Genomic DNA, 26,137 nt, shown 5'->3' on the forward strand with positions numbered 1-26,137 from the left:
TACTAATTAATAGTGTAAAAACAATTATGGAAAGGCCCAGTTCTTAAAAGAAAACTGAGATACAAGCAGCTATGTATGCTCTATTTTGTTTACATTTGCATAAATGATTATCTGACAGAATGAAGAAAAAGTATATACGTTGGATTTTATGGATAGCTGCATCGCCATTCATCTTATTCATTATTCTATGTGTACTTATCTATTTGCCACCTATACAGAATTATTTAGTAGATAAGACAGCGGAAATAGCATCCGAAAAGACTAAGATGAATATTTCTGTAGGTCATGTCTCCCTGTCTTTCCCTTTGGATCTGGTGATGACCGACGTTAAGGCGACTTCGGCTGCTAGAGATACCTTGCTAGAGGTAGATAGGCTACAGGTAAAAGTGCAACTGTTTCCTTTGTTCAAAAAGAATATAGAGATAGACGCTGTCTCTATAAAAGATGCGTATATAAATAGCATGGAGATTATTCATGGCATGACTGTAAAAGGTACTCTTGGAGAATTCTATCTAGCTAGCCATGGAATTAAACTTGATCCTGAGACTGCAGTACTCAATGATGTACTTCTTAAAAATTCCAAGATATCTCTCTGCATAACAGATACAACCTCTCAAGATACTGCAAAGAGTAAACCTTCGTATTGGAAATTTAAGCTCAAGAAAATCGATGTACAAAATGTAGATTTTGAATTCAGCTCACCGCTTCAGAATACTCACTTGAAGGCTTATCTTAAGAAAAGTGCTATGAGAAACGGGTATATAGACCTTCATAAACAGCTATACTCGATACAGACACTATATGTTGATAATGGAAATCTCCGTTTTAATGATATCAAAAAAAATGTGGCAGACACGGCTGCTGTTAAATTTGGGGGAATTGATCCGACCGATATAAGGTTGGCAGATATAAATATTCAATTAGATTCTCTCTTCTATCGTGGCAGCAACATAAAGGCTAACTTAAGGAAGGTCTCCTTTAAAGAGACCAACTCAAGGTTTAGTCTAATATCAATGAGGGGAAGGATAAAGTCTGATGATAAGGTTATTGATATTCCTGAACTAGAGATTAATACCAGCGATTCTTATCTAAATATGCGTGCCTCCATTGATTGGGATGCTTTTGAAAATTACAATCCGGGTAAAGCATCTTGCCGTTTGATGGCTGAGATAGGTAAGCCCGATATGATAAGGATGATGGGTGGAGCTGATAAGGAATTCATAAAGAAATATCCATCTATGCCTTTAAAGATTATGGCTGGAGTGGATGGAAACATGAAGAGCCTGAACATAACTTCATTCCATGCTCTCATACCAAATTCCTTCGATTTATTGATGAAGGGTAATATCAACAATGCTATTAACGATAGAAAAAGAAATGGGAAAATTACTCTAAATGCAAAGAGTGATAATATAGATTTTCTGGCACCTTTTGCAGGAGGTATGGTAATACCTTCGGGAACAAGTCTTGACGGAACGTTCATACTGAAGGGGACATCTGTAGATACAGATATGCTTTTGAAACAGTTTAATTCTAAAATAGTAACCGATTCAATATTCGGAACCGCTGAAATAAATGAAGAATTACCTAAGATAAAAGGTTTTGAAGTGCAGAATACTCTGCGTATGCTGGCTTCTATGGATTGGAAAAAGGAGAGCTATGAGTTTGACCTTTCTGCTAATGAGTTTGACATTCATAAGTTTTTTCCTGTTGACTCAATGTATACTTTCACTGCAAATGCTTATGCAAAAGGTCAAGGATTCGATATGTTCTCTAAGAAGACATCTTTGTTTGCCAATGCATCTGTTAAGAAGTTCAATTATGGCTCTTATAATTTAGGAGGATTGATCTTTGATGCTTCTCTAGCCGAAAATAAGGTTGAAGCAAAGGCTTCTATTGATAATGCAGTAATGGATGTAGCTACAGATCTATCGGGAATACTTCAAAAGAAGAGGATATATATGGATCTCGATGCAAATGTAAGACGTCTTGATTGGCAGAAGTTGAACATGGTTGATGTGCGTTTGCAGACATCACAGAATGTAAGGCTCTCTTTTGATACAAATCTGGACAAGAACCTTACTTTTGACGCATCGATGACAAATACTTATGTAATTGCACCTAAAAGGACATTCAAGCCAAAAGACCTATACTTGGGTATGAAGACTACCGCTGATTCTACTCATGCTTATGCTAGAGCCGGTGACTTGGACTTCTCTATATCTTGTAGGGATAATATTAACAAGTTGTCTGGTAGCGTTACAATGTTTTTCGACAAACTATTGAAGCAGTGGGAAGATAAGCACATAGACCAAGAGGCTTTAAAGAAATATCTGCCTTATGTATGTATGACTATATCCGCTGGTAAGGACAATCCTCTGTACAACTATCTTGCAATGAATAATATTGCTTTCAACAAGCTTTATATGGATATTGACTCTTCACCGGAAGAAGGTATAAACGGATCTTCATATCTATATGGATTGCATAATGACAGTCTAACACTTGATACAATATATCTGGATATAGAACAAGATGCCGAAGGACTTAAATTCTATAGCGGTGTGACCAGTGTTGCCCGAAAGAGCCAGGATGCTTTTGATGTCTCACTTGAGGGCTCTTTTGGAGCTAATAAGGCACAGCTTCTGGTAGAATATCTTAATGGGAAGAAGGAACAAGGTGTATATTTGGGAGTGATGGCCGATCTATATAAACATGGAATAAACCTCCATTTCTATCCTGAACATCCTACAATAGTATATAGGTCATTCAACCTTAATCCAGACAACTATGTTTTCCTTGGCAATAAAGGTGAAGTAAATGCTAATGTGCAACTTGTTGATGAAAAAGGAAGTGGATTGAACTTCTTTACAAGTAACAATGACTCAACAGCATTGCAGGATATGACTCTTGAACTTTCGAATATTAATCTAGATGAGTTTAGAAGAGTTCTCCCTTATATGCCTAATATGCAAGGTAAGCTTGCCGGTGATTTACACTACATAAAGACTAAAGAGCACACTACAGTAAGTAGTACTATGCAATTGAACCAGTTTGTTTTTGAAAAGAGCCCTTTGGGCAATTGGGAGATGAATGGTGTATACATGCCTGGTGATAATAATGATCATCATATTGATGGCTTTATAACAAAAGATGGCGTTGAGGTGATGAAGATTAACGGTATGTACCTCAGAGGTGAGGAAAATAAGGGTAGTGTAAATGCCACGGTTGATCTGGAGCATTTCCCTCTTGATGTAATCAATCCTTTTGTTCCTGATAATTCGCTAGAGTTTACCGGTGACTTCGATGGCACACTCTCTATGAAAGGAGATCCTTCGAAACCATTGTTTAATGGTAACTTAGCTATGGACTCTGTCTCAATGTTTATGCCTGAACTTTCTGCACGATTCCAATTTGATAACCGTCCGGTACAGATGGTTGACAGTAAGATGACATTCGACCAGTTCAAGATATTCTCTAAGGGTAAGAATCCATTCATTATAGACGGATATGTGAATTTTGCTGATTTAAGTAAGATAAACATGAACTTAGGAATGCGTGCAAGGAATTACGAACTAATCAATGCACCACGCACACGTAGGTCAATAGTCTATGGAAAGATGTATGTTGATTGCGATGCACGACTTCGAGGACCACTGCAGGAGTTGGTGATGAGGGGTAATATGAACATACTTGGGAAGACTAACTTCACATATATCATGAAGGATTCACCACTTACAGTGAACGATAGGCTGAATGATATGGTGAAATTCATTAATTTCAAAGATACAACGGAAGTTCGTAAAACTACTCTGACACCGGTATCTATAAACGGAATGGATGTATCTATGACAATGCATATCGAGCAGGCTGTTCAGGCTAGGGTGGATCTTACTGCTGATGGATCAAACTATATGATGCTGGAAGGAGGTGGCGACCTGGCATTCCAATATACTCCTCAGGGAAATATGATATTAAACGGACGCTATTCACTGATAAGTGGAGAGATGAAATATGAGATACCTGTGATTCCCCTGAAGACATTTTATATTCAGAATGGAAGCTATATAGAGTGGACAGGAAACCCAATGAATCCTACTATGAGTATCACTGCTACGGAGCCAATGAGATCAAATGTCTCTGAGAATGGGCAGAGTGGTCGTATGGTGACATTCAATGTGGGAGTAAACATCACAAACCAGCTTGAAAATCCAGGACTGGCATTTATCTTATCGGCAGCCGATGATGCAACTGTTCAGGAGCAACTAAACTCTATGAGTCTTGAGGAGAGAGGAAAGCTTGCTGTTACAATGCTTGTCACAGGTATGTATATGGCAGAAGGAAACTCTACAGGAGGATTTAATGTTAACAATACATTGAACTCGTTTCTACAAAGTGAGATATCGAATGTAGTTGGCAAGACTATGGATATAAATCTCGGTATGGAGACTGTTGATGATGGTGAGAGTGGCAACAAACGAACAGATTATAACTTCCAGTTTGCTAAGAGATTCTGGAATAACCGATTTAGAATAGTCATTGGCGGAAAGGTATCTACCGGAAATAGTGCTCAACAAGATGAGACATTCATAGATAATGTATCTATAGAATATCGTTTGGATAATAGTGGAACCAGATATGTCAGATTCTTCTATGATAAGAACTTCGATAGCATACTTGAAGGTGAGATTACAGAGACCGGAGTAGGTATTGTCCTCAGGAAAAAGATGACTCGTCTGGGAGAACTGTTTATATTTAAAAGGAGGGAAGAAGATGTCACAGAAAGTAAGTAACATATTATTGATTCTTCTAGTACTAGTAGTTACTTCTTGCTCTACAACGAAAAATCTACCTGAAGGGGAGAAGCTCTATATAGGAATAAAGAAGACTACTATCAATAATGAAGATAAGAGTAATGCCGGTATAACAGCTATGGATGAGGTCTTGGCTGCATTGAACTACCCACCTAACGGTGCAATACTTGGTAGCAGTTCTTATAGATTCCCAATTCCTTTTGGCTTATGGGTATACAATGATTTTGTGAAATATCAGGATAAAAAAGGTATTGGTAATTGGATTTTCAAAAAAATGGCTGCTGATCCCGTTCTGTTATCTGAGGTTAATCCGGATACTCGTGTAAAAGTGGCATCTAACTTATTGCATGACTATGGTTTCTTTAATGGTAATGTAGGCTATTCTGTAGTAGATATGAAGAACCCTAAAAAAGTTAAGATAGATTACTCTATAGATATGGGGAAACCATATTTTCTTGACTCAGTGGAGTATGTTGGCTTTACTAAGGATGCAGATAGCCTGATTTACTCAAAGAAAAACCCTAGTTTGTTAAAAAAGGGTGAGAACTTCAGTGTTATACTACTCGAGAATGAGCGTCAGAGGCTAAGTGAACTTTTCAGAAATAACGGATATTTCTATTACCGTCCTGATTTTATTACTTATCAGGCAGATACTATACAACGCCCGGGCTTTGTGAGTCTTAGGGTTTTGCCAATCCCTGGATTACCTAATATAGTAAATAAAAGGTATGTCATAGGAAACACATCTGTATATATGAACGGATATAATGGAGAGACTCCTAATGACTCTGTTGAGTATAATGGCATGAAGTTGTTCTATTCAGGAAAAAGACCTGGAATTAGCCCATCGGTTTTACGCAAAAGGTTGCTTTTGCGTAAAGGAAGATTATATTCACAAAGAAGGCACACTAGTACTCAGGATGCTTTAGCACATCTTGGAGTATTTAAATATAGTGAGTTCAGATATACTCCTAAAGATACGCTCCCTGGTTGCGATACTCTAAATGTAGTAATTAATACTATGTTTGACCAGCCATACGATGGAGAGCTACAGTTCAATGTTACCACTAAGAGTACTGACCAGACAGGTCCTGGAGCAGAGCTCAATCTAAGCCGAAGGAACTTCATGCGTACAGGTGCAAGGCTGAACTTCCAGTTGAAAGGTTCCTATGAATGGCAGACAAACTCTTCGGGAATGGGTGATAACTCAAAGATGAATTCATATGAACTTGGTACATCTGTATCATTGGAATATCCAAGCTTGCTACTACCATGGAAGGTGAAGGAGAGCAGACGAAACCTCCAGTCGCATACAACTTTTAAACTCTATGCTGACCAATTGAACCGTGCACGTTTCTTCAAGATGCTTTCATTTGGTGGTACAGTATCCTATGATTTAAAAAAGAAAAGAGTTTGGAAACATGTTATAACTCCATTTCGTTTGACCTTCAATACCTTAGAGAGTACTACAGCTAAGTTCGACTCAATAACAACCCAGAACAAGTCTCTGGCCATGAGTCTTGGAAATCAGTTTATACCTGCTATGAGTTATGATATTACCTACGATAATACTCCTTTAAAGAAACGTCATAACTTATGGTGGAACAGCTCTATAACATCGTCAGGAAATGTTACTTCTCTTCTCTTTGCTGCTATGGGCAAAGGATTCAATGAGAAGGAAAAGAAATTGCTGAACAGTCCATTTGCACAGTTCCTTAAGTTTACTTCCGAGATAAGATGCCTCTTCAATGTTGGTGCAAAACAGCAAATTGCTACAAGACTTATGGGGGGTGTGATATACTCGTATGGAAATATGAGTGTGGCTCCATATAGTGAACAGTTTTATATAGGAGGTGCAAATAGTATACGTGGATTTACAGTACGTTCACTAGGTCCCGGCTCATTTCATCCATCAGCAGAAAACAGATATGGATATATTGATGAGACAGGAGATATTAAATTTGAAGCTAATGTAGAGTATCGTTTCCCTCTGCTTGGCAGCCTTTATGGAGCTACCTTCCTTGATGCAGGAAATGTATGGCTTTTGAAAAAAGATGATGAGCGTCCTGGTGGAGAATTTACAATGAGTAACCTGGGAAAGACTATAGCTTTGGGAACCGGAGTGGGATTGAGATATGACCTTACTTTCTTGGTTTTAAGACTTGACCTGGGTATTGCGCTACATGCTCCATATGATACAGGAAAGAAAGGTTATTACAATATACCTAAATTTAAAGATGGATTAGGTTTGCATTTTGCAATTGGATATCCATTTTAGTAGTAAAAGAGCAATTTGTATCCTTTTTTGACTGATTTATTATTTAATGAATCAGTCAAAAACCTTACTTTTGTAGAATCAAACATTATTTTTAAATAAAAAATTATGAAACCAACCCTTTTCTTACTTGCTGCCGGTATGGGTAGCCGTTATGGAGGCTTAAAACAACTTGATGGTCTTGGTCCAAATGGAGAAACTATTATGGATTATTCAATATATGATGCTATCCATGCTGGTTTTGGTAAATTAGTATTTGTAATTCGCAAAGATTTCGAACAAGATTTCCGTGATAAAATTATATCTAAATATGAGGGTCATATACCTTGTGAACTTGTATTCCAGGGACTAGATTCTCTTCCAGAAGGTTTTACTTGTCCTGAAGGACGTACAAAACCATGGGGTACAAATCATGCATTGATGATGGGTGAAGGTGTTATCAATGAACCATTCGCTGTTATCAACTGTGATGACTTCTATGGTCGTGATTCATTCCAGGTTATGGGAAAATATCTTTCAGCTCTTCCTGAAGGCTCTAAGAATGTATACTCTATGGTCGGCTTCCGCGTAGGCAATACTTTGAGTGAAAGCGGTACTGTATCTCGTGGTGTATGTGGTACAAACGATAACAACTTACTAACTTCTGTTGTTGAGCGTACAAAGATTCAACGTATTGATGGTGAGGTGAAATATCTTGATGAAAACGAAAATTGGGTGGCAGTTCCAGACACTACTCCGGTAAGTATGAACTTCTGGGGATTCACTCCTGACTATTTTGCATATAGCAGTGATTTCTTCAAGGCATTCCTTAGTGATCCTAAGAATATCAGCAACCTTAAAAGTGAATTTTTCATTCCACTTATGGTTGATAAATTGATTAATGAAGGAACAGCTACAGTTGAAGTTCTTGATACTACAAGTAAATGGTTTGGAGTTACATATCCTGAAGATCGTCAGAGTGTAGTAGATAAAATCCAGGCTTTGGTTGAAGCTGGAGAATATCCAGAGAAACTTTTCTAATATCAATAATTATATATTTCCGCTCCTGTTACAATTTAATAACAGGAGCATTTTTTGTATCTATCAATAATATATTTAGTAAGGTAATTTGTTATAATAGAAAGGACTGATTTATCTCTTTTATATTTTAGGGTGAATTAGTTAAGAAACTATATTTATCTGAGAGATTAATTAATAATTATATAATAGGGATAAATGCCCTCATATATTAAATATCTTAGCTTTTCTATACATAAAGTAGTAAATAAATATATTGTTTTTATCTTTGTCGTTTAATTTCAATAATAATTAGGTATGAGTTATAATTTATTGAAGGGAAAAAGAGGCATCATATTTGGTGCTCTTAATGAACAGTCTATAGCATGGAAAGTAGCAGAAAAGGCAGTAGCCGAAGGTGCTACAATAACCTTGTCAAATACTCCTGTTGCAGTTAGAATGGGTGAAGTATCAGCTTTGGCTGAAAAGCTTAACTGTAAAGTAATTCCTGCTGATGCAACTAATGTTGACGATCTGACTAATGTTTTCAGAGAGTCAATGGAAATTCTAGGAGGGAAAATAGACTTTGTATTGCACTCTATTGGAATGTCTCCTAATGTACGTAAAAAACGTACTTATGATGACTTAGACTATGATATGCTTGAGAAGACTTTAGATATCTCAGCTACATCATTTCATAAGATGATTCAGTCTGCAAAGAAACAGAATGCAATATCTGAATATGGTTCAATTATTGCTTTAACTTATGTAGCTGCTCAGCGTACGTTTTATGGCTACAATGATATGGCTGATGCTAAAGCTTTATTGGAATCAATAGCAAGAAGTTTCGGTTACATATATGGTCGTGAACATAATGTACGTATTAATACTATCTCTCAGTCGCCTACAATAACTACAGCAGGTTCCGGAGTAAAAGGTATGGATAAGCTATTTGACTTCGCCGACAGAATGTCTCCTCTTGGTAATGCTTCGGCTGATGAATGTGCTGATTACTGTATAGTAATGTTCTCAGATCTTACGAAGAAAGTAACAATGCAGAACTTATATCATGATGGTGGTTTCTCTAGTGTGGGTATGAGCTTCGTGCCATGGCAACCTATGAGAAGGGACTTGATGAATATAAAGACCCGGATGGTAATATCATTTATGGATGATAAATGATAATGATTAAAAGAGCGATATATATAATTATTTCAATATTCATTCTTGCTTCCTGTAACTATATAGGGAGCAAGATTGATACTACTCCAAAAAGAGCTATAAAGATAGCTAGATATGATAGGCTTCAGTATGAATATGTGGCTGCAAACAGTGTATCTGCATTGCAGCAAATGAATACTGAATATCCTCAAGCTACAAAACTTCTTATTGAAGAGGTGCTTTCAATAGGTAAAGTAGATGATGACCAGATAAATAATCGTATGAAAGATTATTTAAGTGATTCTACTTTACTAACCTTGATGGCAGATGCTGAAATGACCTTCAAGGATATGACTCCTATTGAGAGAGAGTTGAACAGAGGATTCAAAAAACTTAAAAAAGAACTTCCTGGAATAGTTATCCCTAAAGTTTATGCGCAGTTCTCTGCATTAAATCAATCAATTGTTGTTGGTGACAGTCTCTTGGGTTTTAGCATTGACAAATATATGGGAACCGACTATCCTTTATATAAAAGATTCTATAATGAGGATCAGTGCCGTTCTATGTGCAAAGAAAGGATTGCGTTTGATTGTCTGGTATTCTATCTTCAGAGCCAATATCCTATAAGTGTAAATCATAAAAGCACTCTTCTGGATGAGATGCTTTATAAGGGAAAGATCTATTGGATAGTCTCTAATATCCTTGAATACGACTCATTTGATGAAGGATTCAGATTTTCTAAAAAGGAGAGCAAATGGTGCCGTGAGAATAAGGATAGAATGTTAGGAGAGATAATACTGAGAGAGAAATCGTATGCGGGTGATATCTCACTTGCAACAAATTTTATAAAGCAGGATTCCTTGAAAATTATTTTGGGTGAAGATGCACCTCCATCATTGTATATATGGGCAGGCACAGAACTTATTGACAGGTATACACAACTAGACAGTGAAATTACAATAGATCAGTTGATTCATGCATCTGATTACAAAAGGATGCTTTCGGATATAAATATTAAATTTTAGTTTTATCGTAATAGAAAAAAATGGAAACAACACTATATCTTATACCAGTAACACTTGGTGATACATCTATTGAGAGTGTTCTGCCATCATATAATAAGAGTATAATACTTGAGATTAAGTATTTTATTGTTGAAGACATACGCTCGGCAAGACGCTTTCTTAAAAAAGTAGATAAAGATATAGATATAGATCAGCTTAACTTTTTCCCATTAAATAAACATACCTCTCCAAATGATATTTCAGGCTATCTGAAACCTCTACAAGAGGGTAACTCTATGGGTGTAATATCTGAGGCAGGATGTCCTGCTGTGGCTGACCCTGGAGCTGATGTGGTAGCTATAGCACAAAGAAACAATCTAAAAGTGGTACCACTTGTTGGACCTTCTTCTATAATACTCTCGGTTATGGGATCCGGATTTAGCGGACAGAGCTTTGCATTTCATGGATATCTACCTGTAGAACCGGGTGATAGAACGAGAAGGATAAAAGAACTTGAGCAAAGAGTATACTCAGAGAACCAGACTCAGCTATTTATTGAGACTCCATATAGAAATAACAAGATGGCAGAGGATATAGTAAAGAGCTGTCGACCAACAACTCGTCTTTGCATAGCTGCAAACATAACATGTCCTGATGAATATATAAAGACAAAGAGCGTAAAAGAGTGGATTGGTAAGTTGCCTGATTTATCAAAGAAACCTTGTATATTTTTAATATACAAGTAAATTACTCACATCTATGATGTGACGTTCTGTTCTTTCCAAATATTAGCTGCTATAGTTAGATGGTCAATCTCGTCTTTCATATATGTACTATATTTACCGATCTCTTTCTTAATCTCTTCAGGTGTAACAAACTTATACCTACGGTACTTTATATCCTCTCTCTTCTTTATAGGAAGAATAAAAAGTACTATATCTCTTCCTGTTGAAATAGAAGACTTATATTTTATGCTAAAACGTGGCTCAATATCTAGACGACATATGCCCAAAGTTAATGAGGATATGCGTTTCGCTTTATCAGCAAGGTTAAGAGAATCGAATATATTATCCTCTATAGGAGTATCGAGCTTGTTCCCCTGAAAGTAAGACAAACTTCTTTTTGATATCATTATTTCTCCATCACTTATAGCTATAACTCTTAGTATAGGTTGTTTGGTATGATTTTTGGAAATAAATCTAATTGTGATGAAGTTTGCAACAATAGCTAAAATGTAAATAATCGGCGGAATGATAAGAGTTAGTAGATTTAAATATACTTCTTCCAAAGGATGAAGTAGTATAAAGAGTGAAAAAGCCAACAGAATATAAACCATTGAGGAGATAACAATAAGTTGGCTAGCTACCTGATTAAGTATTGCTACCTTATAAAAAATAAACTTGTATAGTCTGTTTTCAATATTAGGGAATGAGACATATAGAAGTGAAATACAGAAAATAATAATCTCTAGAGTCAGCGGCACAGCATTTGTCGGGATAAGTAAATTGCCAGTAGTAATTTTTACTACAGAACATATAACAAGAGCTATGAAAGTATGAAGTAATACAATATTAGGCTGCTTAAGCGATTTTTTAATTTTAAGAATAGCAATACAGGCCGCACAAAATATTGTGCAACTATAAATTACATATTCGTCAATGAAAAAAATGCATAAAACCATGCAAATTATTGCTGGAAGCAATCCAACAAGCATGATTGAGCTTAATTTAATTACAGAATTCATCTTATATTATTAACTAATCTAAGTACCCTAGCATAATATAAACAAATTCATAGGTAAGGTTGTTTAAAAATTATTGTTTATTAAACATGTCTTTCAGCATGATATGATGATCGTGCCAATGGTTCGCTTTCAACTTTATCGAAACCTTTTTCTAATGCTATCTTTTTATACTTTTCAAAATCCTCAGGAGTAATATATTTCTTTACAGGATAATGTAGTCTTGATGGTTGAAGATATTGACCTATAGTAAGAATAGAACAGCCAATTTGCAACAGATTATCCATTACCACCTCAATCTCTTCTTCTGTTTCTCCTAATCCAACCATAATTCCAGACTTAGCCTTTATCTTTGCCGATGCAACTCTTTTTATAACCTTCAGACTTCTATCATAATCGGCAGCACTTCTGACGAGGGGACTTATTCTTTTTACAGTCTCCATATTATGGGATATTATGTCAGGCTTTTTCTCTATAATCATGTCAATAAGTTCCTCTCTTCCCTGAAAATCCGGAATGAGAACTTCTATGGTAATATCTGGATTTATTCTTTTAATCTCTTTTATTGTGCTTGCCCAATGTGAGGCGCCAAGATCAGGAAGATCGTCGCGGTCGACAGAAGTTATTACCGCATGCGATAATTTCATCATCTGAATTGATTTAGCCACATTTACGGGCTCATTAATGTCCAGAGCCAGTGGTTTCCCTGTCTGAGTGTTACAGAATTTACATGAACGTGTGCATATATTACCACCAATCATGAATGTTGCGGTTCCTTTTCCCCAACATTCACACATGTTAGGACATCTTCCGCTGCTGCATATTGTATGTAGATTGTTTGTCTCTACAATTCTTTTTGTATCTGAATAACGAGAGTTCGCTCCAATCTTAATCTTAAGCCAGTCAGGTTTTTTAATGTGTTCCATAGTTTTATGAAATTAAAGCGGATTTAATGTAAGAAAAACATTTAATCCGCTTTAATATATCTGATTTTATTTCAAATTTTGGTCAAAAAAGTTTACTATTCTTGTTAGAAGGTGCTTAGTCGTATTACCACCTCTTATTCCATGATTTCTGTTTGTATATATCTGCATATCAAATTGTTTATCTGCCTGAACCAACGCTTCACTATATTCAGCATTGTTTCTTAGATGGACATTATCATCTGCTGTACCATGTATAAGAAGTAACTTTCCACTTAGCTTAGGAGCTCTGTTTATAGCTGATGAAGCTTCGTATCCTTCCATATTCTCTTTTGGTGTACGCATGAATCTCTCAGTATATATTGAGTCGTAGAAGCGCCAATCAGTTGGAGCAGCAACAGCTACACCGGCTTTGAATATAGGTGTGCCTTCACTCATAGACATTAATGTATTGTAACCGCCATAGCTCCAACCCCATATACCTATTCTGTTACCGTCAATATATGATAAAGAAGAAAGATATTTTGCAGCTTCTACTTGATCTTCTGATTCCTGAATACCTATTTTTAGATATGTACTCTTCTCGAAATCGGAACCACGTCCACCTGTACCTCTACCATCTACACAAACAGATATATATCCATGTTGTGCAAGGTATGCTTCAAACATTCCTCCGTCGCGGCGAGAGCCGATATTCCATTTGTCAAGAACCTCTTGCGATCCTGGTCCGCTATACTGATGCATTATTACCGGATATTTTTTACTTGCATCAAAATTAGTCGGTTTAATAATCCATCCGTTAAGCTCAATACCTTTACTTGTCTTGAATTTGAAAAACTCCTTTGTTGGCATAGCAACTTTAGATAGTTTCTCATTAAGTTTCCTGTTATCAAGCATAGTAGACAATACTTTGCCATTGTTGTCATTTATTGTTACAACAGGGGGCGTAGTTGCATTGGAGAAAGTATTTATATAGTTCTTCAGACTCTTGCTGAATATAGCACTGTTAGTTCCTTTCTTGGAAGAGAGTAGAGTCTTTCTTCCCTTAGAATCAACTTTATATATTGCAGTTTGAGTAGGGTTACCTTCATTGCTTTCATAATAGAATGTACCAGTAGCCTTATCCCATCCAAGGAAACTCTTTACCTCAAAATTCCCTTTTGTAATCTGTTTCACAAGGTTTCCTCCGATTGTATAGAGGTAAAGATGATTGTATCCATCTCTTTCACTCATCATGATGATGTTCTCAGGGAAGAAGTTTACATTAGAGTATGCATCCTCTTTAATATATTGAGGATTTTTATCTCTAACCATTATTTTAGATACCTTACTTTTGGGGTTTGAGAAGTATAAATCGAACTGGTCTTGATGGCGGTTAAGCACCATAACAGCAAGAGCGTCAGGAGAGTCTGTAAACTTAATTCTTGGTATATAACTCTCTGCATCAATAGGTAGATCCATTTTTCTTGTTACCTTGCTCTTGATATCGAATGTATGTACAGAGACTTTTGAGTTATCAACTCCAGCCATAGGGTATTTATATTTATACTCCCCAGGATATGTTGCATTCTCATTTAAAGATGGGTTTAATCCTTTATACAATGGAAAAGAGTATGTAGGAACATTCCTCTCATCAAATTTCACATATGCAATCATCTTACTGTCGGCGCTGAAGTCGAATGCTCTGTTGAAACCAAATTCCTCTTCATAAACCCAATCTGGAATTCCGTTGAGAATCTCATTCATCTTTCCGTCTGTAGTAACTTGTGATTCGCTGTTCCCGAAAAGAAGTTTTACAAGATAGATGTTATTGTTGCGTACAAAAGCTATTTGTGTGCCATCAGGAGAGAAAAAAGGTACTTGTTGAGGACCACCTTCAGAAAGAGGCTCCATCTTATTGTTCTTTATGTCGAAAAGATAGTATTCGGCAGTGAAAGAGTGGCGATATATTGGTTTTGTATTAGTCTGAATAAGAATGCGTTTACCATCTGGAGAGAATATGTAGCCATCAATCGATTTATCAGTACAGTTGCGAGCTGTATTAACATCAAAGATGGTAGAGATCTCTTTCCCTGTCTTGAATGAGTATTGTACTATCTTTTTCCCGTCTATGCTAAGCTGTGAATAACTTTCTCCATCATCTAGAGGATTTATTCCACGAATATTTTCATTTCTGAAGGTACCATTTGACACATCATCTAGAGTGATAGTCTGAGCTTTAGAAACAAGCATTATAAGTGATAAAATAATTAATATGCTTAATTTTTTCATAATAAATATTTCTTAATTTAATACATGTTCGCAAAGTTAAGATATTCCGTGGGAATTTGTTTATATTTGTATCTAAATTAAGGAAATGGATAAGTTGAAAAGATACAATGATTTTTCTTCATTCATGATGGAACATTTTTCCTGCAAAGTTCAAAAAATCTCTATTAATGCAGGATTTACGTGCTAACAGGGATGGGAAAAAAGGTTTCGGCGGTTGCTCATATTGTAATAATCAAACGTTCAACCCTGCGTATTGTCATAATGACAAGACGGTATCACAACAGTTAGAGGAAGGAAAAGCCTTTTTTGCATACAAATATCCTAACATGAAGTACCTTGCATATTTTCAGGCCTATACCAATACATATGGTGAATTAGAAGAACTGAAACAAAAATATGAGGAGGCATTGAGTATTGATGGAGTTGTGGGTTTGGTGATAGGTACTCGTCCTGATTGCATGCCGGACTCTTTATTGGACTATCTGGAGGAACTTAATAATAGGACATTCTTGATTGTTGAGTATGGGGTAGAGAGCATCTTTGATGAGACTCTTATTAGAATAAACAGAGGGCATAGTTTTGAGGATTCTAAGAATGCTGTACTACGTACAGTCGGAAGAGGTATAAAGACGGGAATACATATGATTCTAGGGCTCCCAGGTGAGACTAAAGAGATGATACTATCGCAAGCGGATACTATATCGCAATTACCTATTACAACATTGAAACTTCATCAGTTACAATTGATAAAAGGGACTAGAATGGCAAAAGAGTATTTCGAAAACAACTCGGATTTTCATCTGTTTGATGTAGATGAATATATTGAACTTGTTATAGAATTCATACAGAGACTGAGACCTGACATTGTATTGGAGAGGTTTATATCACAGTCTCCTAAGGATTTATTGTTAGCTCCTGATTGGAATTTAAAGAATTATGAGTTTACACAAAAAGTGACAAACAGAATAGCCGAAGTTCAAGCTTGGCAAGGAAAGAAATATCAAAAATATTAAGTTTTATTATATAGAGAAAATGGAAATTGTAAGCAATATACACTATGTAGGTGTAAATGACCGTACTAAAACGCTTTTTGAAAGTTTGTGGCCATTACCAAACGGAGTTTCATATAACTCATATTTGATAGACGATGAAAGAGTTACACTTATCGATACTGTTGATTCGAACTTTTTTGAATTATTCTTGAAAAAGATACAATCAATTATTGGTGACCGTCCTATTGATTATCTTATAATAAACCATATGGAACCAGACCACTCCGGTTCAATAAATCTTATAAAGAAATTCTATCCTAACATAACTATTGTAGGCAACAAGAAAACTTTTGAAATGATAGAGGGCTTTTATGGTCCTGTAGGTGAGAAAGTGGTAGTTGCTGAAAATAACACACTGGAATTAGGTAAACGCACGTTGAAATTCTTTATGATACCTATGGTACACTGGCCAGAAACAATGGCTACATATGATATTGATGATGCAGTAATTTTCTCAGGTGATGCTTTTGGTTGTTTCGGCGCACTGAATGGCGGTGTAATAGACTCAAAAATTGATACTTCAATATATTGGGATGAGATGGTACGTTACTATTCCAATATTGTTGGAAAATATGGTTCTCCTGTTCAGAAAGCTCTTGATAAACTTAAAGAATTAAAGATTAATGCTATCTGCTCTACACATGGTCCTGTATGGACAACAGAGAGATGTAAAGTTATTGATATTTACGACCGTATGAGCCGCTATGATTCAGAAAAGGGTGTAGTTGTTGCATATGGTAGTATGTATGGAAATACAGCAGAGATGGCTGAACTGATTGCTCAGGAGCTTAATGAACTTGGAATAAAGAAGGTTGTTGTTCACGACGTGTCTAGAACTCCACATTCATATATCATTGCCGATGTGTTCAGATACAAGGGTATTATAGTTGGTGCTCCTACATATAATAATCAGATGTTTCCGGATATGGAGGCTCTTTTGAGTAAGTTGGCTGCAAGAGATATTAAAAATAGGGTATTGGGATTCTTTGGCTCTCACTCTTGGGCAAGTGCTGCTGTTAAGCGAATAGAAGAGTTCAACACAAAACTTAAGTTTGAAGTGATATCTGCTCCGGTAGATATGAAACATAGCATGAAGCCAGACGTTGCTCAACATTGTAAGGAACTAGCAAGAGCGATGGTAGAAAGACTTGATGCTGACCTTAAGAAATAAAAAACTATAAAAAATATCTCAGGAAAGATCTATAATGTGATTTCCTGAGATCTTTATATGCTATTATCTAATATTTATATTAAGCATTTTGCTGATGTACAGTAATTTGTGGAAATGGGAAGTCTATACCCTCTTTGTTGAATGTAGCATATACATTCTTATTCATATCAAAGAATACTTTCCAATAGTCATCAGCATTTACCCACACCCTTACTTTTATGTTAACGCTGCTTGCGGCAAGTTGGGCCAACTCTATAAAAGGTTCCGGAGTAGTGTGAATTCTCTTATCATTCTGTATAATGTTAAGTAAAATAGATTTTACTTTTTCAAAATCTTCTCCGTAATCTATACCAAAGTCCCATTCTATACGACGAGTCTCTCTATGGCTGTAGTTTGTTATGACACCACTGCTCATTGCCCCGTTTGGCACATAGACCAATTTATTATCAACAGTTACGAGTATAGTGTGGAATATCTGTATCTCTTGTACAGTACCTGCAGCACCATTTGATGCTTCAAGATAATCACCAACTTTGTATGGACGAAATATAAGTATAATGATACCACCTGCAAAGTTTTGAAGGTTTCCGGAGAGTGCCATACCTATAGCAACACCGGCAGATGCAAGTAGAGCTGCAAATCCAGTAAGTTCTATTCCAAGTTTCCCAATTACAGCAAGTATAAGCATTATCAACAATAATATGTTAACCATGCTTTTTAAGAAGGACTGAATGCTTGCGTCAATATTACGCTTCTCAAGAATTCTCGCAAATAGTTTGTTCAACCATTTTATAACATACCTTCCAACAATGAGAATAATTATTGCTGCAATTAATCTTTCTCCAAAGTCTATACCCAAACTAATTAGCTTATCCAACGCATTGGAAATCTGAATATTTGTGCTGCTAGTAAGATTTATCATACTTATTACTTAATAAAGTTATTATTTTTTATCGTCATTAAACTGATATTTTAGCAAAAATAGGAATTAATTGTAAATATAGAAGTCCACTTTTTAAGAAATAAGAACTCCTTTTCCTTGCCTGATTATTTCTAACTCCCCATTTGTACAATTAATAACGGTTGATGGTTCTATGCCTCCTATGCCACCGTCAATAATAATATCGGCATCATCGCCGAATTTCTCTTCAATGAGCTCAGGGTTAGTTATATACTCTATTTCATCATCACCTATAGGCAGTGTGGTTGTCATAATAGGGGCATTAAGTGCATTGACTATCTCTCGAATTATGTTATTATTTGGTACACGTATACCAACCTCTTTTCTATTACGGAAAATTTTAGGAAGATTATTGCTTGTATTGAGAATAAAAGTAAATGGGCCAGGAAGGTTACGACGCATAACCTTGAAAGTTGCATTATCAACCTTAGCATATTCACTTATCTTACTTAAGTCGTAACAGATAATAGATAGATTGTTTTTCCTGGGATCTATATTCTTAAGTTTACAGATTTTCTCTATAGATCTCTCTTTTAATCCATGACATCCTATAGCATACATTGTATCAGTAGGATATATTATTATACCACCATCATTGATTATATCAACTATACGTTCAATATCCTTAGGATTGTTGTTCGATTCATAGAGTTTTACTATCATACTATTTATTTTTAGATTTTTTTTCTCTCAATCTTTCTGCTATAGCCCATTGCAATGCTGCTTCATCTTCTTTCCCTAGTTTCATTAGGGCATCTCCTAAGAGTTCGTGAGCTTTGGGGTGTTCAGGTTTTATTGTAATTGCTCTGCTAAAGTCTGTTGCTGCACCATCCTCGTTGTTTGATTTGAGTCTGTTTTTCCCTCTGTTATAGAGCGCTTTGAAAGATGTTTGATTCAATCTTACAGCTTCATTGAGACATTTTTCAGCATCATGATAATTTCCATCATCATGAAGTGTTACACCTTTACGTATCCAGGCATCGGTATATAATGGGTCAAGATCAATAGCCTTATCATAGTTTGCAATTGCTGCGCGTGAATCATGGGCATTTACTATACATTCATTACCCATAATGAAGTATTCATGCGCATATTTTTTAAGGTTATCCTTTATGTTGTACATTTTCTCCTTAAGGGCAATATTTTCCTGCTTAAGATTAGTGATAGTGCCTAATTTCTTTCGTATAAATCTTTTAATTAGAGGTTTTTCTATATCGTATCTAGAATGTATGGCAATGAAAAAATGTTCAAGAAAGGCATCAAATTCACAATTATCAAAGCTTTTTATTGCTTCATTATATTCTATATCAGCTTGTGCCTTCTTCATTGCATTATCTATGGCTTGCTGATTGTTAAATCGTTTTGAAAACTCAACAATCTCAGGACGTACAAAGATGTCACCTTTTGTTATCTGCTTTTTAAGTTGTATTCCATCGAGTGATGTGCAGCGGCTTAATGCAACATAGGCCTGACCACCTGCAAATACTCCACCTGTGAAGTCGATTATAACATTGCTGAAAGTTAATCCCTGGCTCTTATGTATTGTTATAGCCCATGCTAATCTGATAGGATATTGTATAAAGACACCGAGTTCCTCCTCCTCAATCTTCTTCTCCTCTTCGTTATATGTATAGCGGATATTTCTCCAGCTATCCTTCATGACCTTACATTCACTACCTTCGTCTGTAATAACGTATATTCCACCATCTTCATCGATTCCTGAAATTGTTCCTATAGTACCGTTAACCCATCTTCTTTCATAGTCATTTTTTATGAAAATAATCTGTGCACCCTCTTTTAGGACAAGATCTACCTGCGTGGGAAGACTGCTTTCTGGAAAATCTCCCTTAATTTCACCTTTGAATGTAACAGCATCACCAGGCAGTTCTGAGAGTTTCTTATCGTTAATATAGTCAACAGTATCTCTTCTAGTAGCAAGGGTTATATACATATCATTTCCATCATCTTCTATGTCTCTGCTATATCTAGTATTTAGCAATTGAAGATCATATGAACCTGCACTGTTGGTACGTATATGATCTAATACATTAATAAAAACCTTATCTTTCTGACGATATACTTGCTTTAGCTCTATTGACACAAGGTCTATTTGACTAAATACATTTGCAGAGAAGAAGTATGGAGTGCGATAAAATTTGCTTATAATCTCCTTTTCATCACTCTTTATTACCGGTTCCAACTGAAAAACATCACCTACGAACATAACTTGTTTACCGCCGAAAGGTTCACGCATGTTCTGTGAGTATACCCTTAACACTTTATCAATGAAATCAATAATATCTGGTCTTACCATTGATATTTCATCAATGATAACAAGTTCTACCTCTTTAATAAGTTTTCTATGTGCAGAGCTGTACTTTAGAAATTTCTGTAGATTTCCGTTTCTAATGCTGAAATTAGGATCATCTGGTAATAATGGATAGAAGGGAAGTTTGAAAAAACTATGTAGTGTACATCCTCCAGCATTTATTGCTGCCACTCCTGTAGGAGCAAGTACAATATGTTTCTTCTTTACATTCTGACAAACATATTTCAAGAATGTGGATTTACCGGTGCCAGCTTTACCGGTAAGGAAAATAGATTGGCGGGTATATTTTACCAATTTTAGAGCCTCTTGAAATTCTTTATTGTCAGTACTTAATTGCATTACTCAATGAAATGGATTATAAGATTCAAAAATAATAGATATTTTGCCACTCACAAAATTAGCTATCCGTTTATATGCTTATTTATATATATAAAGTGGAGAATGATGGATATACAACTACCTTATAAACTAGATATAACTATACATCTCTTTGAATATTACACTATATCTGTTGTGCTTAATTAATGATAAGGAAAAAAATCTCTCTTTTTCGTAGGGTATTTCTTTTATAAACCATCTTAATATAAAGGGATATAAAAACAACTTTAAAAATAAAGTATTATGAAAAGTGGTGGTTTAATTATTAAAATGGTTATGATAGCATTTTTATCATACCTGGTTATACCGGCTTCAGCACAGGTAGATTCATTAGGGTATATCACTGTTTCCGGAGTAATAAAGAACAGCAAAACAAAGAAAGAGCTGAGTAGCGTTAATATCTTTTTACCTGGTTCGCATGTAGGAACAGTAACAAATGATGATGGATATTTCAATCTGAAATTAAAAAAGATGGTACCAGAAATTGTTATCTCCCATCTAGGTTATAAGAGTCAAAGAATTAAATTGGAAAGAGAAAATTTAAATGATCTTAAGATTATGCTTGTTCCTCATACAAACTTAATTAATGAGATTGTGGTGTTAGGCTTAAATCCAGCGGAACTTATTGAAGAGGCTCTTGATAAAGTCTCGGATAACTACAGTAAGAAGAGCACCATACTGACGGGTTTCTATCGCGAAACAGCTCAAAAGGGTAAGAAGTTTATTAATGTTTCGGAAGCTGTGATTAATATTTTTAAAACCCCTTATAAAGAGTCGGTTGAGAGTGATAGAGTACAGATTCTTAAAGGAAGACGACTTCTTAGCCAGAAAGCAAGTGATACTTTGGGCGTTAAATTAATGGGAGGACCTACCTTATGTATATTTGCTGATGTTGCAAAAAACAGAGATTCTTTTTTGTCAAAAGGACAACTGCAGTACTATAACTTCAGAATGGAGGAGGGGACTATCCTTGATGGTCATCAACAATATGTAATCTCTTTCTATCCAAAAACTGAATTGCCTAATGACCCTCTCTTTATAGGTAAAGCTTATATTGACAAAGATAACTTGGCTTTTAGCCGTATAGAGTTCTCATTAGATATGAGTGATAAATATAAAGCTACAAGAGCCATCCTTTATAGAAAACCTTTAGGATTAAGGTTCAACCCACAAGAGATGTCATATGTAGTAAATTATAAAATCGAGGACGGAATTTCATACCTAAACTATATACGAAACAGTATAAGCTTTAAATGTGATTGGAAGAAACGCCTATTCTCAAAAGGTTTCACAGTGGTTTCAGAAATGGTTGTAACAGATCAGGACGATAAAAATGTAGTTTCAATTCCTAGACGCGATTCATTTGACAGAGATGATGCATTCTACGATAAAGTAGCCAATTTCAATAACGATAATTTCTGGGAAGATTATAATATTATAGAACCTACAGAATCTTTGGAACATGCTGTAAATAAGCTAAAAAAACAGCAAAAATAGTATTTGATTAATAAAATGAATATATTTGATCTGTTCAAAAAAAATGATTCTGAATGATTGAAGAACTTATAATATTTATAAAAATAAAAGAGGGAGATGTGAAAGCTTACGAATCCCTCTTTTATAAATATTATACTCCACTGTGCAAGTATGTAACACTGCTGATAGGTTCCTATGATGATGCAGAAGAGATAGTACAAGAGCTCTTTTATAAGTTATGGAGAGATAGAGATGAGATCTCAATAAAATACTCAATTAAGAGTTATTTATACCGTTCCGCTCATAATATGGCACTAGGCTATTGTGAACATGCTGATGTGAGGCAGAGATACATACAGAATTATTCCGAAAGTAACCAGGATTATTCCTTTTCTGTAGATTCTGAATTGGAGTGTTCTGAACTAAAAAAAATCTTGGATAATGTATTGAGAAAACTTCCTGAAAGATGCAAGAAGATTTTCCTAATGAATCGTTTTCAAGGTAAAAAATATAAAGATATAGCTATAGAGTTGTCTTTGTCAATAAAGACTGTAGAGTCTGATATAAGTAAGGCACTTAAGATAATTAAAGAGGAGGTGGAGTGTTATGGTAAATAGAATGAATGATTTTGAAAAAGAGAAGACTGATATTGCTTGGCGTAAAGTAAAAGCAAGACTTCAAGCTGAGGAACTCTTGGAATGTACAAGTCAAGAAAATCATACCCCCAATTATAGTATTACTAAGAGGAGCTTAGCAGTCGGTCTTTCAATTGCTGCAATGATTGCTATTATGTTTGTAATGAATAATTTATTCTTTGCAGATGGGAAAGATAGCAATATAGCAATGCTAGAACAGGTGAATAGTCAAGAGTCATCATTGGTTACTACACTTGCTGATGGGTCAATAGTATATTTGGGCAAGGATGGTAAGTTAGAATACCCGGAAGAGTTTTTAAGTGACACAAGAAATGTAAACCTCAAAGGTGACGCTTTCTTTGAGGTTGCTAAAAACAGAAAGAAGCCATTTATTATTACTACTCCTGATGTTACAATTGAAGTTTTAGGAACATCATTCAGTATAACTAAGAGTGATAAGTTTCCATTTATGCTTAACGTGAGAAGTGGAAAAGTGAAAGTGGTTGATCGCAAAACTAACGAAGTCGTATATGTTGAAAAGGGTGAGAGTGTATCTCTATCTTCAGGTCATCTTACCTCTTTCGTTTCGAAAGAGAATCCAATGAAAGCCTTCGTTAAAGAGTTCAGATTTAAGGATCAGAGTTTGAAAGTGATTGTAGGGGTTCTAAATTCTCTCTCTGCTGATGATAAGATTGAACTGGAAGGAGATATAGACTCTAGAAAACTAACAGTAGCATTCTCTGGTGAACAAATAGATCAGATGGCTAAATTGATTGGTCTTGCTTTAGACCTGAATATTGATAAGAATAATAATACTATTTATTTGAGTGACAAGTAGTGATTAATATATATAAAAAGATATCTGTAACATTATTGGTAATAATACTTTTAAGTATTCGACTGATAGCTCAGAATAATAGCGTTTTTTTTGAGCAAGAAGTCTATTTACCAAAACAAAGAACGACTGTTTATGCTCTATTAAATGAGTTGAGTAAGCAGACAGGTATGCTTTTTATATACAATAGTAAGGTTATCAACAATGAGAATGTAGTAAAGATTAAAGCTGGTAAGAGGAGTCTTAAGGAAGCTATACTAGAGGTTGTAGGTAACCCCAAAATTCATTTGAATAATATTGGTAAACATATCCTTCTCACATCATGCGAGTCAGATAATAGTGATGCAATAGCAGACTCTTTAAAAACAAAATACAGTGTAATTGAAGGTAAGTTGGTTGATGCTATTAATAATGAGCCTATTGCTTATGGCAGTGTTGGTTTATCAGGTTCTTCTCTTGGAACTATCTCAAATCAGGAAGGAATATTCAAATTAATTGTTCCTGAGGTTTACTCAAAAAGTTCTGAAGTTTTATTTTCACATCTAGGTTATGAACAGCAGAAGATAAGCTTTTCTACACTTAATGGACATTTCTCTAATATTTCGCTGCAACCTCGTGTTATGTCTCTTCCTGAAGTTGTGGTTAAAGCAATAGACCCAATAAAGTTGATTGAAAAGATGAGGAGAAATATAGAGAATAATTATTTCATGTCTCCAAGTTATCTTACAACCTTTTATAGGGAGGGAATAGATTATAACGATAATTTCAGAAGTTTGACGGAAGCAGTCATTAAACTATATAAGTCTCCATATAAAAGCGTGTCAGTTGATCAGGTACAACTTTTAAAGATGAGAAAAGTAAGTAATTATTCATCTAGCGATACTATAATAGCGAAAATGAGTTCAGGTATAGATGCATCGCTTAAACTTGATGTAATAAAAGATTTACCCGATTTTCTATTCACATATAGCACATATAATAACTCTCCTTCATACAACTATAAATATATTGAGTCTACTATTATAGATGGGAAAATGGTAGATGTAATATCTTTTACTCAGAAGAAGAACGTTGTTGATCCCCGATATGCTGGAAAGTTATATATTACATCTGATGAATCAGCTTTGGTAAGGGTGGAGATGTGTATTCTTCCGGAGATGGTTAAGAATGCTACTGATATGTTTGTAAGTAAACAGGCTCAGTATATGAAACTTACGCTAAGCAAAGTAGACTACATTATTAACTATAAGAAGTTTGGCGATTACTATTTTATTAACCATGTCCGTGGAGATATATATTTTAAGGCAAAAAGAAGAAAGAAACTTTTCAACAGTTCTTCTATTCATACATGGTTTGAGATGCTACCATGTAAGATTGACACGGTAAACGTTGCTAAGTTTAGCAGAAATGAGAGGATATCGCCACACACAGTCTTCTCTGAGACTGTATTTGAATATGATCACAACTTTTGGGGTGAATACAATATTATAACATTGGAGCAGAAAATAGAAGATGCAATTAGAAATATATCTCCTAAGATAGAGGTGATGAAATAATAATGATTTAGTTCATTTCATCGTCTATAAGGGTTATTATAATTGGTGCACTGTCTTTATGCCTGATGAAATTGTTTTATATATGCAAATTGACTAATTTTGATTCCTTATCATTAGCAAAGTCTATAATTTATGTCATTATTCAGAGTTATTTTAGCAATAATATTTCCACCTTTATCGGTAATTGATAAAGGTTGTGGCTCATTTTTAATAGTCCTTATTCTCACTCTTCTAGGATGGATTCCGGGAGTAATTGCAGCCTTAATAATTCTTAATAATCCTAATAGATGATAATTTTATCTCTTCTTTTTATTATAACATAGCCTCTTTTTAAATGATATATATGTAACACAGCGTTCTGCTATGTATGTACATTCCTTCCTTATTTAGTGGCATCTTAAAGTTTTAATATACAGATAGTTAAAGTCTTGCGTGTAACGCAGGGTTGATAATTATGTAACATAGTTTCTTGAATTGTTACATAGTAAGAGAATTGTGTAGCTAAAGCTTGGTTAAGCTATATTAATGTATAATAACTTTGGGCAGTTGGATAAATATT

The 26,137-nt window shown here is 35.2% G+C and carries 17 protein-coding genes and 2 pseudogenes; 13 read left to right on the forward strand and 6 right to left on the reverse strand.

Annotated features, from left to right (window positions below):
• The first annotated feature begins 119 nt into the window (after window positions 1–119).
• From JCM15092_RS09560 to JCM15092_RS09585, 6 genes and pseudogenes are all read left to right on the forward strand, one after another.
• Window positions 120–4,793: a translocation/assembly module TamB domain-containing protein gene (locus JCM15092_RS09560; protein ID WP_024994462.1), complete on the forward strand. Its 4,674-nt coding sequence runs from the start codon at window positions 120–122 to the stop codon at window positions 4,791–4,793.
• The gene (tamL, locus tag JCM15092_RS09565; protein WP_024994463.1) at window positions 4,774–7,092 is read left to right on the forward strand and encodes a translocation and assembly module lipoprotein TamL; all 2,319 of its coding nucleotides are present in this window, start codon (window positions 4,774–4,776) and stop codon (window positions 7,090–7,092) included. Before JCM15092_RS09560 ends, tamL begins: the two co-directional genes overlap by 20 nt.
• Window positions 7,093–7,197: 105 nt before the next feature.
• The gene (locus JCM15092_RS09570) at window positions 7,198–8,109 is read left to right on the forward strand and encodes a nucleotidyltransferase family protein (protein ID WP_024994464.1); all 912 of its coding nucleotides are present in this window, start codon (window positions 7,198–7,200) and stop codon (window positions 8,107–8,109) included.
• A gap of 294 nt (window positions 8,110–8,403) precedes the next feature.
• Window positions 8,404–9,260, forward strand: a pseudogene (locus JCM15092_RS15695) (enoyl-ACP reductase FabI).
• Window positions 9,261–9,269: 9 nt separating this feature from the next.
• Window positions 9,270–10,271 (forward strand): gliding motility protein GldB-related protein, encoded by a 1,002-nt coding sequence (locus JCM15092_RS09580; RefSeq protein WP_024994465.1) that lies wholly within the window; start codon window positions 9,270–9,272, stop codon window positions 10,269–10,271.
• Between the two features lie 20 nt (window positions 10,272–10,291).
• Complete coding sequence (locus JCM15092_RS09585) at window positions 10,292–10,996, forward strand: SAM-dependent methyltransferase (protein ID WP_024994466.1); 705 nt, start codon at window positions 10,292–10,294, stop codon at window positions 10,994–10,996.
• Between the two features lie 11 nt (window positions 10,997–11,007).
• Here JCM15092_RS09585 and JCM15092_RS09590 read toward each other — a convergent pair whose 3' ends face one another.
• The 3 genes from JCM15092_RS09590 to JCM15092_RS09600 all read right to left on the reverse strand — a co-directional run bounded on the left by JCM15092_RS09590 (window position 11,008) and on the right by JCM15092_RS09600 (window position 15,185).
• The gene (locus JCM15092_RS09590) at window positions 11,008–11,931 is read right to left on the reverse strand and encodes a hypothetical protein (protein ID WP_204367514.1); all 924 of its coding nucleotides are present in this window, start codon (window positions 11,929–11,931) and stop codon (window positions 11,008–11,010) included.
• Window positions 11,932–12,074: 143 nt separating this feature from the next.
• A complete protein-coding gene (gene lipA / locus JCM15092_RS09595; RefSeq protein WP_024994468.1) occupies window positions 12,075–12,917 on the reverse strand; it encodes a lipoyl synthase in 843 nt (280 codons plus the stop codon).
• A 66-nt stretch (window positions 12,918–12,983) separates the two neighbouring features.
• A complete protein-coding gene (locus JCM15092_RS09600; RefSeq protein WP_024994469.1) occupies window positions 12,984–15,185 on the reverse strand; it encodes a S9 family peptidase in 2,202 nt (733 codons plus the stop codon).
• 85 nt (window positions 15,186–15,270) lie between these two features.
• Between JCM15092_RS09600 and mnmL the strand changes: the two are divergent.
• Together mnmL and JCM15092_RS09610 are read left to right on the forward strand one after the other, a co-directional pair.
• A pseudogene (mnmL, locus tag JCM15092_RS15700) lies at window positions 15,271–16,198 on the forward strand (tRNA modification radical SAM protein MnmL/YtqA).
• A gap of 19 nt (window positions 16,199–16,217) precedes the next feature.
• Window positions 16,218–17,408, forward strand: a complete 1,191-nt coding sequence (locus JCM15092_RS09610) for an FprA family A-type flavoprotein (RefSeq protein ID WP_024994470.1) — start codon at window positions 16,218–16,220, stop codon at window positions 17,406–17,408.
• 79 nt (window positions 17,409–17,487) lie between these two features.
• Here the strand turns inward: JCM15092_RS09610 and JCM15092_RS09615 are convergent, their stop codons facing one another.
• The 3 genes from JCM15092_RS09615 to JCM15092_RS09625 all read right to left on the reverse strand — a co-directional run bounded on the left by JCM15092_RS09615 (window position 17,488) and on the right by JCM15092_RS09625 (window position 21,037).
• Window positions 17,488–18,330: a mechanosensitive ion channel family protein gene (locus JCM15092_RS09615; protein ID WP_034541861.1), complete on the reverse strand. Its 843-nt coding sequence runs from the start codon at window positions 18,328–18,330 to the stop codon at window positions 17,488–17,490.
• A gap of 93 nt (window positions 18,331–18,423) precedes the next feature.
• Window positions 18,424–19,032 carry an L-threonylcarbamoyladenylate synthase gene (locus tag JCM15092_RS09620; RefSeq protein ID WP_024994472.1) on the reverse strand — a complete coding sequence of 203 codons (609 nt, stop codon included), beginning with the start codon at window positions 19,030–19,032 and terminating at the stop codon, window positions 18,424–18,426.
• 1 nt (window position 19,033) lies between these two features.
• Window positions 19,034–21,037: a tetratricopeptide repeat protein gene (locus tag JCM15092_RS09625; RefSeq protein ID WP_024994473.1), complete on the reverse strand. Its 2,004-nt coding sequence runs from the start codon at window positions 21,035–21,037 to the stop codon at window positions 19,034–19,036.
• Window positions 21,038–21,319: 282 nt separating this feature from the next.
• Between JCM15092_RS09625 and JCM15092_RS09630 the strand changes: the two genes are divergently transcribed.
• From JCM15092_RS09630 to JCM15092_RS16890, 5 genes are all read left to right on the forward strand, one after another.
• Window positions 21,320–22,573: a carboxypeptidase-like regulatory domain-containing protein gene (locus JCM15092_RS09630; RefSeq protein WP_034541863.1), complete on the forward strand. Its 1,254-nt coding sequence runs from the start codon at window positions 21,320–21,322 to the stop codon at window positions 22,571–22,573.
• A gap of 53 nt (window positions 22,574–22,626) precedes the next feature.
• A complete protein-coding gene (locus JCM15092_RS09635) occupies window positions 22,627–23,169 on the forward strand; it encodes an RNA polymerase sigma-70 factor (RefSeq protein WP_024994475.1) in 543 nt (180 codons plus the stop codon).
• A 1-nt stretch (window position 23,170) separates the two neighbouring features.
• The gene (locus JCM15092_RS09640; protein ID WP_204367515.1) at window positions 23,171–24,025 is read left to right on the forward strand and encodes a FecR family protein; all 855 of its coding nucleotides are present in this window, start codon (window positions 23,171–23,173) and stop codon (window positions 24,023–24,025) included.
• A gap of 149 nt (window positions 24,026–24,174) precedes the next feature.
• The gene (locus tag JCM15092_RS09645; protein ID WP_148296638.1) at window positions 24,175–25,578 is read left to right on the forward strand and encodes a carboxypeptidase-like regulatory domain-containing protein; all 1,404 of its coding nucleotides are present in this window, start codon (window positions 24,175–24,177) and stop codon (window positions 25,576–25,578) included.
• Window positions 25,579–25,710: 132 nt separating this feature from the next.
• Window positions 25,711–25,869, forward strand: coding sequence for a YqaE/Pmp3 family membrane protein (locus tag JCM15092_RS16890; RefSeq protein WP_084488528.1), 159 nt, complete (start codon window positions 25,711–25,713; stop codon window positions 25,867–25,869).
• The last annotated feature ends 268 nt before the right edge of the window (window positions 25,870–26,137 follow it).

This window comes from Phocaeicola paurosaccharolyticus JCM 15092, assembly GCF_000613805.1.
GTDB classification, from domain to species: Bacteria; Bacteroidota; Bacteroidia; order Bacteroidales; family Bacteroidaceae; genus Phocaeicola; species Phocaeicola paurosaccharolyticus.

Coding starts and splice junctions, on each gene's coding strand:
- JCM15092_RS09600 (WP_024994469.1), bottom strand. CDS start 15,185: ATGAAAAAATTAAGCATATTAATTATTTTATCACTTATAATGCTTGTT.
- JCM15092_RS09615 (WP_034541861.1), bottom strand. CDS start 18,330: ATGATAAATCTTACTAGCAGCACAAATATTCAGATTTCCAATGCGTTG.
- JCM15092_RS09580 (WP_024994465.1), top strand. CDS start 9,270: ATGATTAAAAGAGCGATATATATAATTATTTCAATATTCATTCTTGCT.
- JCM15092_RS09640 (WP_204367515.1), top strand. CDS start 23,171: ATGAATGATTTTGAAAAAGAGAAGACTGATATTGCTTGGCGTAAAGTA.
- JCM15092_RS16890 (WP_084488528.1), top strand. CDS start 25,711: ATGTCATTATTCAGAGTTATTTTAGCAATAATATTTCCACCTTTATCG.
- JCM15092_RS09610 (WP_024994470.1), top strand. CDS start 16,218: ATGGAAATTGTAAGCAATATACACTATGTAGGTGTAAATGACCGTACT.
- JCM15092_RS09560 (WP_024994462.1), top strand. CDS start 120: ATGAAGAAAAAGTATATACGTTGGATTTTATGGATAGCTGCATCGCCA.
- tamL (WP_024994463.1), top strand. CDS start 4,774: ATGTCACAGAAAGTAAGTAACATATTATTGATTCTTCTAGTACTAGTA.
- JCM15092_RS09635 (WP_024994475.1), top strand. CDS start 22,627: ATGATTGAAGAACTTATAATATTTATAAAAATAAAAGAGGGAGATGTG.
- JCM15092_RS09625 (WP_024994473.1), bottom strand. CDS start 21,037: ATGCAATTAAGTACTGACAATAAAGAATTTCAAGAGGCTCTAAAATTG.
- JCM15092_RS09620 (WP_024994472.1), bottom strand. CDS start 19,032: ATGATAGTAAAACTCTATGAATCGAACAACAATCCTAAGGATATTGAA.
- JCM15092_RS09570 (WP_024994464.1), top strand. CDS start 7,198: ATGAAACCAACCCTTTTCTTACTTGCTGCCGGTATGGGTAGCCGTTAT.
- JCM15092_RS09590 (WP_204367514.1), bottom strand. CDS start 11,931: ATGGTTTTATGCATTTTTTTCATTGACGAATATGTAATTTATAGTTGC.
- JCM15092_RS09630 (WP_034541863.1), top strand. CDS start 21,320: ATGAAAAGTGGTGGTTTAATTATTAAAATGGTTATGATAGCATTTTTA.
- JCM15092_RS09585 (WP_024994466.1), top strand. CDS start 10,292: ATGGAAACAACACTATATCTTATACCAGTAACACTTGGTGATACATCT.
- lipA (WP_024994468.1), bottom strand. CDS start 12,917: ATGGAACACATTAAAAAACCTGACTGGCTTAAGATTAAGATTGGAGCG.